This is a genomic window from Endozoicomonas atrinae, assembly GCF_001647025.1.
GTDB lineage: Bacteria > Pseudomonadota > Gammaproteobacteria > Pseudomonadales > Endozoicomonadaceae > Endozoicomonas > Endozoicomonas atrinae.
In genome coordinates this window covers 1-13,261 of sequence record NZ_LUKQ02000156.1, presented here as the reverse complement: position 1 = coordinate 13,261, position 13,261 = coordinate 1, and the positions used below count along the sequence as shown (strand labels likewise).

General features: G+C 46.2%; 9 protein-coding genes. 7 read left to right on the top strand and 2 right to left on the bottom strand.

The features are described from left to right. Positions 1-81 precede the first annotated feature (81 nt). Both dndC and dndB read right to left on the bottom strand, forming a co-directional pair. Positions 82-1,410, bottom strand: coding sequence for a DNA phosphorothioation system sulfurtransferase DndC (dndC, locus tag AK963_RS18660; protein WP_066016950.1), 1,329 nt, complete (start codon positions 1,408-1,410; stop codon positions 82-84). Beyond that, positions 1,407-2,504, bottom strand: a complete 1,098-nt coding sequence (gene dndB, locus AK963_RS18655) for a DNA sulfur modification protein DndB (protein WP_066016949.1) — start codon at positions 2,502-2,504, stop codon at positions 1,407-1,409. The genes dndC and dndB overlap by 4 nt, the downstream gene beginning before the upstream one ends. 330 nt (positions 2,505-2,834) lie before the next feature. Here dndB and AK963_RS18650 point away from each other — a divergent pair, with 330 nt between their 5' ends. The 7 genes from AK963_RS18650 (at position 2,835) to AK963_RS18620 (ending at position 13,087) form a co-directional block, all read left to right on the top strand. Beyond that, entirely contained in the window at positions 2,835-4,850 is a 2,016-nt protein-coding gene (locus AK963_RS18650) for a DNA polymerase Y subunit UmuC family protein (protein WP_066016948.1), read from the top strand. Positions 4,851-4,897: 47 nt separating this feature from the next. After that, positions 4,898-6,364: a hypothetical protein gene (locus AK963_RS18645; protein ID WP_066016947.1), complete on the top strand. Its 1,467-nt coding sequence runs from the start codon at positions 4,898-4,900 to the stop codon at positions 6,362-6,364. Then, positions 6,361-8,148 (top strand): acetate and sugar kinases/Hsc70/actin family protein, encoded by a 1,788-nt coding sequence (locus AK963_RS18640; protein ID WP_066016946.1) that lies wholly within the window; start codon positions 6,361-6,363, stop codon positions 8,146-8,148. Before AK963_RS18645 ends, AK963_RS18640 begins: the two co-directional genes overlap by 4 nt. A gap of 34 nt (positions 8,149-8,182) precedes the next feature. Then, positions 8,183-10,435, top strand: a complete 2,253-nt coding sequence (locus tag AK963_RS18635) for a DEAD/DEAH box helicase (protein WP_066016945.1) — start codon at positions 8,183-8,185, stop codon at positions 10,433-10,435. 275 nt (positions 10,436-10,710) lie between these two features. Beyond that, positions 10,711-11,997 carry a hypothetical protein gene (locus tag AK963_RS18630; protein WP_066016944.1) on the top strand — a complete coding sequence of 429 codons (1,287 nt, stop codon included), beginning with the start codon at positions 10,711-10,713 and terminating at the stop codon, positions 11,995-11,997. A gap of 12 nt (positions 11,998-12,009) precedes the next feature. Further along, positions 12,010-12,282, top strand: coding sequence for a hypothetical protein (locus AK963_RS18625; protein WP_139117506.1), 273 nt, complete (start codon positions 12,010-12,012; stop codon positions 12,280-12,282). Positions 12,283-12,310: 28 nt separating this feature from the next. Continuing rightward, positions 12,311-13,087, top strand: a complete 777-nt coding sequence (locus tag AK963_RS18620; protein WP_066016942.1) for a hypothetical protein — start codon at positions 12,311-12,313, stop codon at positions 13,085-13,087. Positions 13,088-13,261 lie beyond the last annotated feature (174 nt).

The window sequence follows — 13,261 nt, the reverse complement described above, 5'->3', positions numbered from 1 at the left end:
GTCCTCTCGATTGGTCATGGCGCTGCTCCCTGCTTGATACCAACAGGAAAACAATCGGCCAGAAAAGGGTTAATCGGGAGGTCAAATTAAACTGGTGTTTTGAAGACTTATTACATCGGTGATGACATCGGCGTCAGGTTTAGTAAATGCACCTGCGTCATTTTCAATCCAATCCAAGTCTTCACCATAAACATTACGGTAAATGGCTGGCAGATGGTCTGTCCAATCTGGGTCCAATGGGTCGTGAAGCCATTCGATACGAATGGCGTGCAGCTCGGGTCGGGTGATCAACTCAATATCATGCCCTTGTGTCCGCAGATCGCGTTCTATCGTTAATAGCTCCTCAAGCCATTGTTGACGAACAGACATCTTGTAAGGACCAAAGGCGCGTTTGATATCGCGAGTTCCATCTTCATTAACATTTCGGCTGCGCACGTAACTAATACGACCATCTCGACGACGCTTGTTACGCAGGGCTTCTTTATTCTCTGGCTTAGTGCTATCCCAAAGCTTCTGACGAAATGCCAACAGCTTATCCATCCAGGTCGCACCATTCTCGATAAGACCTTCGATCGCCTTATCTTTAGTAACCACAGTACAGGTCCAGCACCCAAAACGGGAGTTGCCACAAGATGGAGTGCTTGTATCAATGACCAGAGGGCACTCACCCGCGTTTGAACCTTTGTAGAGATCAAACAGCTCACGGTTTGTACCACCCCACGGAGCATACGTAGATAGCAAATACATCCATACCTCATCGTGAGACCAGCTCTCGATAGGCATGTACGTAAACGCTCCCGGCAACGAAGAGTGCCGGGATAGCAGGCTACCATCGATTTTATGTTTGGCGATAACCTGGGCTCGGGAGGAACTTTCCTGACTACGGGAACCAAGAATAACGATAACCTCACCAAATCTGGCTACCTTATCCATAATAAATTCACTAACCGGATCGATCTTCATCCGTTCAGTACACCACCGAAACGATGTCGTCGGTGCTGGATAGCCTTTCCCTAACAGGTTCACCCAAAAGGTTTCATTCGTCTTTGGGAAAACCTGATGGGCTGTTATGGGCAAGCCATGCTGTTTAGCGCCGTCATTCACAGCGTTAATAACATGCTTGATCTGGTCTACAACAACTGGCGTCTCAACCAAGGTATCTGAAGAAACGACATAAATGTGTTTGTGCAGCTGATCACGCTCAAGGTAAAGCAGAGCGGTATAAACCAGTGACAGGATGGTCGTAGAGTCCTTACCACCTGAAAAACCAATGACCCAGGGTTTATCATCATGCAGATAAAGTTCCTGAATCTCATGTAATAAGTTCTTCAAAGGACGACCCGCATAAACAGACATGTCGTCTGCCAGCATCTCGTCAATGCTGCTATACAGCATGTTTTCAGTGGTCATTGGTTTAAAGACTCTTCGAGGGCTTCATCCTCGGGGCTTAGTCTTACACCGAGGGTTTTACGAATTACATTTGCTGTAAGGGCTACACTGGTGCGGGCCTTACTTAAACGCCCGTGGTGCAAAGCACGACCTTCCCATAGGTCTGAATTTGCACGGGACCAGTCAATATCCACGAGCTTGCCAATATGCTCTTCCCAAGCGGTTGGAAGTTGGCTGAGCAAGTCTGCCCCCGCACAGCCTAACGCATGCAGGGCAACACCGTGAGAGTGTACATAATTTTGCCGAAGTTCTGCAGACTGGACTTCTCGCTTTTCAGCAGCCTGCCAGTCCGGCATAGACTTACTGACCAGTTCCCAATACCTAGTAGCCAGCTCCATCTCTGCTTCTGAAATTGGGTCTTTTGCGCGTTTGCGCAGCAAACTTCGGCTAGCCAGCTTAATACTACTCAAAGCGAACAACTTAATACTTCGATTTGAGATACTGGATTTTTCCATCTCAGTCAGCTTTTTAAAGCAAGGAACATTATCAACAATATAACGAGCCATCGCTGAACATGGGTCCCGATGGTCGTATAAGGTACTCAGTGAATCACTGGGACGAACAGCATGCTTGTTTAAATCAGCAAACATCTGCTGACTACGTTTCAACCCTTCATCGATAAAGAAAAGTACCGGAATGTTGTCATGACCCAGTTCACTATTTTCTTTAAGCGCAAGCTCAATGGCAGCCCTGCGGTGCTGTCCATCATTAATCAGTATTTGCGCATCCATTGGGACAGACAGCAGCCCCAGATTTGAAGCAACGCCAGTATCGGCAAAGGGCTCAAATTTGACCTGATCATTAATCGATGCAGTAATGGCTGACAGCGTGTAGTCATCCACATTATCCAACAGGTATGAGGTCAAAGCGGGCAAACGAGACTTATTCAGAATCCTCTGGGCACGAAGCTCCGGTGGAACTTCGTCTTCATCAAAAATAAATATTTTGGGTATCAGCCTCATCGGGCACATTGCAATGTAGCACGGCCGACCAGCTTGAATGCCTCTTACAGCAGGAAACTGGTGGTTATACTCGCTCACTTGTTTGCGGCTCATCACCCAACCTGTTCGCAAAAATTTAACATACAAATCGTAATTAATTGGCAACTATAACATACAAGAAATAGCATGATTTGTATTTTTTACGTACTACCAGCTTTGTTCGTAATTATGTTTTAGAAAATTAACGAACTGCAATGATTTAGCCTCCACCACCTGCACGTATTGCTAGAGATCCAATATATTAAAAATCACTATTGAAACTGACTGAGTGCAACTTTTTGTACTGAAGTTTGTGAGATACTTGGCATTTTTAAAATCCCGTGTTCCTGCCCATAAGGATAAAACCTGCCACTGGCGAAGGACTGCAGAAGAAGTAGCTGAAAAGTGTCATCAAGACTTTCTTATATTCGCTCTCTTTATACTGAGCTTACCGATTCCAAGAGTACTAACAACACCCTGGTGATTCCCAAGTCTGAACTGGGGTGGGGAACGTGCCTGAGTTACCACAGCATGGATGACCTCCCCTTTATTGATGGGGAGGAGACTGTTGTTCTCTTCAGTTCAAGAGAAGCAGAGCAACAATACCTTGCGTTAAAAGACAACGATCTGAACAGAACTGTGGCCCTGTTTGATATTTTCGTTCACGCCCCCAAAAAGCCAGAGTCAGCGAACACGCCTTCTGTACCAGTGGAGCTGGTGATTACCCTGCTCAGATCAGGCCAGACTCAGTTTGCTGATTTTTCGCAAACACTGAAACTCAGAGGCATGGGGAGTTATGAAGGCTACTTTCTTTCGTGGTATGCCTATGGTTACTTCTTGCCAGAGCTGGAAGCCGAGCATAAAAGGCATATGTCGCTGGGTGAGTTTATCCAGAAAGACCATGAACCTGCTAACGAGCCCGATGTAGAACAAGCCACTGATTATGAAACGTTGTTTTCCAAGCTGTGGGACAAAGAAGAGCGCAGTAATGCCCTGGTCGTGCCCATAACGATACCCAGCAAGAATGGCCTGCTTATTCGCCAGACCAATCTCAAGGGATCGTATCTTTTTACCCGCAATCATATTGTTCTGTTTACCAGCCTGCCTGCTAAGAAGCAGTTTCTTGAGAAGAAATTAGTCTCGCAACTGCAAGACGATCAAATAGAACTGCTGACCATTGAGCTATCGGAAACAGAGCCTGTTAGAGAGCCCACTGACGCCCCTCTTCCGCCCATGGATTCTGAGACCAACAAGCCACCAGCAGAGCCAGAAACAGTACAAGAAAACGCTGCAGAACCAGATACGGATCATGCATCAGGCAGGAAGCTTTTTCGTCCTTACTTTTTCAAATCGCTGGATGCCCTTGAGCAGCTATTTACCAATAACGGTTCATCAGAAGATATTCTTAAAGACCTGAAAAACGAGCTGGAGACCAGGCAAACCAAGGGCGCAAAACACCTGCTGCAGCAAGTGGAAGATGCATTAAATAAACCTCAGCAGCCAGAAACAGTCGTTACGCCCGCACCTCCAAAGAAAGCCTCTTATGGCGCCAACAGCCTGGCACACCTGTATCCAATAGAAAATACCGTGGAGTGCAAGCGGTTCTATGCCCAGTCCTTTAGTGCGGCTATTGAAAAAAGCCCGCTTCCACCGAGAACCAAGAGCGCCATCCGTTATTGGAAAACCCAAGGTAGGCTCAAGTACAAAACCATTGGCGAGATTTATACCGCCACAGATGGCGGTCGAGCGCTTTGCAGCATTCCGGGTATTGGTGGAAAGAGCTTTGAACAAATTCGAGACTACCTGATCTCTCTGGCGCCTCAATCCACAGAAACAAGCTCGGAAGAAAGCCATAACAAAGCACCCGCCAAGGCAAAAGCCTCACTGGCAGACATGCACTCACTCCTTAACCGGCGCTGGGCCCCATCGGTTGAAGTTGAGGTATTGAGCTCCGGTGATGACGAAGAATCGATTCCACCAAATGCAACCGAGCAACATGCCGTTTTTGAAGATACTACTGGTAGCCAATCCCCTTTACCGGAATACGTAGCCCTGGCTAACACTATTCGAAAAGCGCTCCCGGTCAGTGATTTTCAAATCATCATGGGCCGGGGTGTTCAGGAGCTTCAGTATGACCAGCTCGGCCAACGCCTCAATATGTCCCGTCGGGATGTTCGCAAGAGAGAGCAGCGGCTGTTGAGTGAAGTCAGCCTGAACAACCAGCAGCCGCTGACAACTTTTTTGAAGGTACTAAACCAACATCTCGATTCAGTGAACGGTGATACCACGCTGGAAGCAGCCGGTGAAGTGACTCGACTCCCCTCTCATCAACTCAAACTACTGGTGTATATCGCTAATAGCCTGCAGGAACAGCCATGCTGGGTTGAGGGGAACCGCCTGTTTCGAATGGATGGTTTTTAAACAGTTTGATGCTCGCAATCTGCTTCATCATTATTGAGTAAAGAGACATGTTCAACGCTGAACACTCACCGGAAGAAAAAGCTCAAATTCTCACGGATATGATTCGTGAACGCAGTGATAAACCTCTGGATAAGAACGCATTACAAAGCATCATCCATGGGTTACTGCAGGACTTACAGAAGGACCTCGGGTCAACTGACCAACTGGTTACTCTAAGCAGCCTCGCTAAAGTTGCCAATGTTACTAAATCAGTGAGCCCCATCATCGGGAAAATGCTGCAGAAGCTCGAGGTTCCATTAGTTGGCTCACTCTCTACACTGAACGATGCAGACCAGCGTTATTATGTGGCCAAATCTCTAGAGTGGTTCGAGCCTGACGAGTTTCTGCCATTTGCGGCGTATGAAGCGGTACGTGAAGATACCGGGGAGCGAGTCAGGGCCGAACTGGTCAGTGTTATTTTCAGCTATTCCAATAGCCTGAAAGAGGCGTTTGGAACTCTGTATCAAGGGTGCCAGACATTTATTGAAGAGGCGCAAATGGATGGCAGCTCCAAACTTCTGTCGGAGTCTTCCCTCAGCACCCGCTTTCGTCGTCTGTTTGCCTGCGTTGATGACACGCTTAAACAAAGTTCTTTACCCGCTGGAGATACTGCCGGTGTGACACTTGCTCGGTTTATCGGCAAAGCATTCAGTCACCTGCCCGTCAGTCAGACCACAGAGCGCTGGCCAGCCGCCGATGCCGCCATTACGCTTCTGCAAACGTACTTGCGCTCTCACTTTTCCGTTGTGGTTGAGGCCACCAGCTATGCAGCACTGACGCAAATAAAAGGCTGGTTCAGAGCAGAAGATTGGCTGAGTTATTGCGGTGAATCCAACGCGGCCAGACTGTTAAGTAATGATATCGAAGAAGCCCTGATTTTGCTGGCTCGCTTTGGCCGGGCAGATAAAGACATGATGGACTGCTTTATACAGATACAGGGTAATCGTGATAAGGCCCGGCTTTCCCTGAATTGTGTCATTGAGCAGCACCCCGATATCCCGTCAGACCTTCACGAATGGCTGGCCAATACCGGCGTAGTTAAAGTGCAGAACACCAAAATTGATGATCTTCAACATCGCAGTATTGAACAGCAGACGGATAATTTATCAGCTGATCTTCTGTTACAGGCTGGCCTACTCTCTCCCCGATTAAAAGTGTTCTCTGACGATGCATTTCCAACTCTGCAAATGTTCAACCCCGGTGCTGCAGGCCAGGTTAAATATCTGCTGAATGCCAATAAAGAAATTCTGATGACGCTTCGCCAACTTGTCACTACCCGTAACCTCAGAGCCAAAGGCCAGATCAATGATGTGTTGGAGTATCAGGCAGCGGAACATGAAGTCGCCGGTGGCCATAAGCCTGGCACTCGAAAAGTTCGGGTGCTCCGTCCTGCCGTTGAACGGAAAGATGGACAAAAGACGGCCATTGTACGCAAAGCCCTGGTCGAAGCCGTAGTGTCAGGAGAAAATTTATGAGCCATTCGGACTGGCAGTTGCTACTCAGTAATTTGATTGCGCGTATCGAAATCGATGGCGTGACCGGACAAAAACGCTTGCCCGGAATTATTACCGATGCCGAATATGCTGCTCTGCAAAGCAGCCTTGGCCAATTGGAAGCTCTGCCTCTGGCCCAGAGCTCTGCGCCAGCTGAAAGTAAGCATCAACAAAGTGCAAACGAAGAGTACAGCTTCGACTTCAATTTTGGGGAAGATCTCGAAGATCAAAGTAGCGATGCTGAAGAGGAGGCATTGAGTAACCCCATTGTTGCTCAAGCTGTAGAGAAAGCACCTGTAGAGCTTGAACTGCAAAGCACCTATATGGACACGGCCGAAAATAGTACAACCTTTCTTTGCATCGATTTTGGTACTGCCCTTTCTAAAGCTTGTATGGTCACCCGAGAAGATGGCTACGAAGAGATTCTTCCTTTGCCTCTGGGCAAAGAAGCCGGACAGGAAAACTATATGTTCCCTGTCGTTTCTTCGGTCTACATCGGATTAGACGGCCGGATTTATTTCGGGCAAAAAGCCATTGATCGCAGTCTGGAAGAAAGAGGGTCTGCTGCACACGCCCGTTTTGACTCATTGAAGTCTTATATGATGAGTCACCCTGAAGAAGAGCGCCTGGACAACGTCTCAGCTGAACCATTTTGTCCTGAAGGGGTCAATTTCTCCGTCGGCGCGCTCATTTCATTCTACCTCGCCTATGTTACTGATCTGATCGATCAAACAGCCCTGCTTGAGCACAACCTGCAACCGTATACTTTACGGCGTTATGCCATGCCCTGTTTTCCTGATACCCGTAAAGCATGGGTTGAAAAAGAGCTTGCAACCTATCTTGCTCGCGCACAAATCCTGGGGGATACCTTCAGTGAAGAGTGGGATGAGGGTATTCCGGTAGAAGTGGCGATGTCAGCATGGGATCAAATTCTGAAACTGCCTCGTCTGCCACGTTTTCTGGTTGATGGATCTGTGACGGAGCCATTAGCCGTTATCTCCAGCCGATTAAACCCGGACTCATCAGTTGCCAGCAAGGCGCTTATGGTCGTAGTCGATGTGGGTGCAGGCACAACAGACTTTACGCTTTTCCAGATGAACGTCGATGCCAAGCAGCAGCGTTACCAGGCGATAGAAGTCGAGGGTTCGGCAATCAGTCTGAATAAAGCAGGTGATTACGTAGACCAAATATTAATGTCAGCACTGCTTAAACCGTCACGTATCTCAGCAAGCCACCCTGACTATAAAACCATTGTTCACGACCTGAAGCTGAAAATTCGCAGCATGAAAGAGCAGCTTTTCAAAGATAAGTTACTGGAGTTCTACCTCTTCGATGGTACGGCTGGCCAAATATCACTTACCAGTTTCCTTAGCCTGCCTGAGATCCGCGCATTTAGTGAAGACCTGAAGAATACGTTTATGCGCGTTCTTGATTCGGTAGACCCTTCATGGCTTATGGATAACCAGCAACAAAACATCAGTGTTGTTATTACCGGTGGTGGCGCCAATATGCCGATGCTTCAGGAGTTAACGCGTGGCCAAGTCTATATTCACGGCATCGCTTTGGATAGATCAACGCCTGCTCCTCATGTTCCACAATGGATTGAAGATGAGAGCGACCTTCTGGCTCAGGAGTACAATCAGCTCGCTGTATCCATTGGTGGTGCACGCAAATACGTTATCAATCGCCAGTCTACCCAAAAGCAATACAGCGGCTCACGCCTATCCAGAACTGCCGCTCATTTGGAAATTTCTATCGCCCAGTAGTTACTGGGCACTGTGTTGACGGATCTGTATTCTCATGGATGCAAATACTATTAAAAAGGCGTTAATGGCAGGGCCAAAAGATCTCAATGATCTGGCTCTTGCCACAGGTTTGAAGCGTAAACAGTTGGCATCTCTCCTACGAGCTTCCCCTGAAATTGAGCTTGTTCAAGGTTTGTGGGTACTGAAAGAAGTCCCTCCAACGAATGAAGCCCTCTCACAAGTAAACGCCGCCCCCAAAAAAGTACAGGAGGTTGAGCCTGGTATCCGCCTGCGTGACCAATTAAAAAAGGAACGATCATTAAAACAGCAACAGCGCCAGCATTTATCTTCTGTGAGTGGCGATTTGATTCCAAACCAGCCATTACCTTCTGTAACTGGAATTCGGGATGCTTTGAGATTAGAAGCCGAGGCTATCCCTAAAAAAATTCGTTTTCAGATCCTCAAGCGTGAGAAAGTTGATGCATTCTGGGTGTTAACGATCAAGCCTAATGACGCAGTGAATACAACGATCGATGAAAGCCTTGAAGGTGCCAAGGCCTGGTGGCCAAGACAAGATGGCGTTCATGGCCAAGCCGATATCCTTGCAGTTATTCCGGAAGAGCAACAAATTCATCTTCGTTTCTGTACAGCCCAACCACCGGAAAAAGAAGAAACAATCTACATTTATCTTCCAAGATATATTGACGCCATTATTGAAATTTGGCGCAGCAGCTGGGCTGAACGTTGCATCCAATCGCTTAGGCAAGCACGCGCTCAAACTGAAAAATCAGAAGATATTGATGTAAATCCAGACTCATTCCCCACATTACGAAAAGGCCAAAAAGCTATATTCCACCAGCTAGGCTGGCCAATTTCCTTTTTATGGGGGCCGCCAGGATCCGGTAAGACCTATACACTGGGTGCACTGCTGGCGAGCTTGATGGTCCAATATCCTGAGAAGAAAATTCTTCTGCTCAGCTCTACGAATACTGCAGTCGACCTTGCCCTGGTATCTGTGGACAACGCGCTCTCTCAACTGATCTCCGAGCACTCACCTTATGCAGCAGCTGCCAATATTGCACGAAACCGGACGATTCGCCTTGGCAATAACTTTCGAGCTGGTCACTTTACTGGAAGGGAGCACCTGATTCCCGCCGCTGATAAAAAACTGCTTGATGAACTCAGGCAACTGGAGCTGGAAGAACCATCAAAAGAAGACATTAAAAACTATGCTTTCTGGCGAGAAGCACGAGACACCCTGAGAAAAAAAATCAAAGCGCACTCATTGCTGTTATTGAAAAACAATCAGCTTTCTGCACAAACCACTACACGTGCCGCATTTACTTTTGAAGAGCTTCAACAGGTTAATTACGATCTGATTGTTTTTGATGAAGCCAGCCAGGTGGGGATTCCACACGCACTGGCTCTGATGCCTCTCGGCAAGCACTGCCTGTTCGCAGGGGACTATAAACAGTTAGCTCCCATCTGCATTTCGAAAACACCTCTGGCCAGAGAGTGGATTGGCCAATCGATGTTTAAGTACTACCGAAAAAGCGCAGAATGGTGCTGCCTTCTGGATGAGCAGTCTCGCATGGCTGAGCCCATTAGCCAGTTAATTTCCAATATATTCTATGATGGCCTGCTGCGAGTAGCCGAAGATGCCCAAAGCAGCTGTGAATGGCGCACAACACGTGAAAGTGTTGCTAATAAATCTCCAATAAAAATCCTCAGTGTCTCGGAAGATTTTAAGTGGTCCCAAAAATATAATGGTCCAATTCGCCATGAATCAGCATTAGCCTTAGCAAAGTTCCTGGCATCAATAAGCGCAGATGAACGTAACAATTGTGTCGTGCTTACCCCATTCAGAGCCCAACGTGCACTCATCAAGAATGTTTTGAAGAAAGAGGGTATGGGGAAGCTCAATGTCAGCACCATCCATCGTTCCCAAGGTTCTGAATACGACACGGTTCTATTTGACCCAGTGGATGGCAGGCATAATTTCTTCCAGTTCCAGAGATCATTGATCAACGTAGCCCTCAGTCGTGCAAAAGCACGGCTGGTCATCACTCTCTCCGATGCTGACTGCGAAGAGGCTACTTTCAAGAAAATTCGCTTTCTAACTCTGGAGAGACCAGATCACAGTTCCGTGACCACACTCACTGATCTGCAATTACAAGCTAACCCGGATCAATGGGTAGGTAAGGCTGTTCATTTCAGGGGGGTAACTGGTGTTTTTAAAGGTTGCCTGAACCAGCAGGCCATATTTATTGACTTGGAAACCGGTGAAGAGAGGAAGTTTGTGATTTAAACCGGATTCAGCACCCTCTTTTTGAGGGGTAAGCTTTATTTCCTATGTTGTATTACTCAGCCATGGCTGGCTATGGCTGCATCCACGCCAAATCGATCAAATAATATACACCACAATCAAGCCTGCCTCTCTTTTCTGCATAAGCCTTGACTCCATAGGTTATTCACAGATTTACGCACAGAAGCTGTGGATACTAAAAAACGCTTTACTCTATCATTTTGGCAATCTAAAATGCATTTGCATTATGGCAAACCAAATAGCAAGAAGTAAGAATTATGCCAACACTGATTAGTAAAGAAGATGCCTTTTCAATTGTCCACGAGCTGAATGAGCTGCTACTGGATCAAATGTACCTCACCACCAACCTAAAACATGTTAGGGAAATGAAGCAGCTATTGGACAAAGAATCTGAGAACTGCTTGCTAAATATAATATACATTTATGCAACCACTGCTGCCTGGCATGGCGGAGAAATGTCTCATGATATTCCTCTATTTATTGATATATGTGAAATGGAACTCCCCCAGTATCTAAGGGCATGCTATGCATTCACGGGCAGTCAAGACAAATTCAAAAAACTAAGAACACTTTACGAGCTGTTACACGCACGGCTTACTCTAGATGAAGCCACCTACGATCTTGGTGTTACTGCCTTTTGGGAACACCTTCCCAATGCTAGTGAAGGAATTTTAAGCCGTAGACAAGTAGCCCTTCTGGAAGGCAAGAAAGAAGACACTATTCGTAATGCCGCTTATGCTCTTGGTGATGCCTGTTTAAAGCCCTATAAAGACAATCTTTATCGTGCTTCAGACGTTATCCGCTGGCAGAAGGCCATTGGTACCTTTAAAAGTACAACCATTCGTTATGGTGACCTGAATATTCATAACGTTACTATGCTGCATTCTTGGTTACATGACTTTTGCAGCCCCTTGAGCGAAACACCTGTTTCGTTCGAGGAAATTTTTAGTGTTATTACTGCTGAGCGGAGAGAAGCATTTTCCCACTTTTGGCAGAAACCTAGTGAAGAAGCACTGCTTTCCTGGTTTTCAACTCAGAATGCAGTCAATTTGGCAGTACTTCTCAATATAGAGCCGCAGTGGCTGGTGACCCAGGTCTATCAATGTTTACTCACTGAGCTCCCGGAAAGTGATGAATTAGAAGAGCTCCGCCAAAACCGAGAGATCAGCTCTGATACTCCAACCTGTGCTGAGCTGATTCGCCAAACTCTCGTTAATTGCAACTGGGTTAAGTATCACCCCCTTCATAGAGATAAGAGAAACACGAAAATGGATGGCTATACCAGCGGTCCGGTTACTTTTACTCATGAGCATAATTTGAAAACTCAATTTTTGTGGCTTCCCAAGTCCATTGGCGAAAAAATATCGTTGCCTAAAAAACACTATTTGAAGAAGGAACTAAACCTTACTGGAAAATATGGTCGCCACAGCGGATTGAAAAAGTACACTGAAATTGCCTATGAAGATCTTTATAAGGTTGAAGTTAAGACTTTTGGAGACCTACAAACAGTTCTGGAAACATTAAAATCATTAGCTCATTATTAATAGGTGGAAGTCATGATTACTGCACATGCACACACAAGAATGCAGCAACGAGCCATCGGGTCTGAGCTACTGGACCTTATGGATATGGTTGCCATGGAAGGCTTCCAAAAAGGTGGGTCATTGATTCAACAAATCCCAAGACAGGAGCTTAGTCAGCTAATTAAAAAAACCAAGAAACTATTAAAGGCACTTAATAATGCGGACTCTGTGTATTGCGTAAGAAGCAGTAATAACCAGGTCATTACAACTGGACATAAAACCAGAATAATCAAAACCAATTATTAAATAAGCTTTAAATCATTAGGACTTAAATATGTTCAATATCTCTTTTGAACAGTTTGCTTGCACTATGAAAAGCATAAGCATTGATAAGAAAGATGCTCTTCCAGAGAGTCTAAAAATTTTTGACGATGGAAAACTGAGCAGCTACTACGCACCTTTTGATTACATTAATAAAGACGCTAGAATCGTTATCTGTGGTATCACACCTGGCCTGCAGCAGGCTGTATTGGCATTACAAGAAGCAAGCAGAAAGCTCAAGGCTGGTTGCTCCGTGGTGGAAACCAAACTTGCTGCAAAGGAAACGGCAAGCTTTGGCGGCCCTATGCGGGCCAACCTGATTCGAATGCTTGACTACATTAGTCTACCGGAGAAACTGGGCATCAAAAGTGCTTCAGATCTTTTTGGTGACCGGAAGGATCTTGTTCACTACACTTCAGCCCTACGCTACCCAGTGTTCGTCAGAGGCAAGAACTACAGTGGTACCCCGAGTATGTTGAAGACGGCAGTACTGAAGCAAATGGTCGATGACTGTCTTGCTCATGAGGTTCAGTTGCTCAGCCCCCAAACCTTGTTTGTTCCATTGGGATCGAAAGCCGAGGAAGCGCTGCTGTACTTAGTAACACAGGGGGTATTAAATGAACTGCAAATTTTATCAGGCATGCCACACCCCTCAGGGGCAAATGCAGAGCGTATCTCTTATTTTTTGGATGAAAAAGAAAAGCAGCAACTGTCAGCTAAAACCAACCCTGATATTATTGATGCCAACAAAGCTAAAATATTAAGTACTATTTCAGCAATAAAAATTTAAATAGCGTTAATAAGAATGTACTCTTGAAATACTCAAGGGTGCATTTAGGGAATGTAATTTAAATTGTGTAAACGCTTGTCGTTAATACTCCAAAATGGAGAATAACAATGAGCGTTGAAATCAACGAAAAACTGGTAGATCAAATAGCCAGTCAGATTAAAACTCAGGATGATC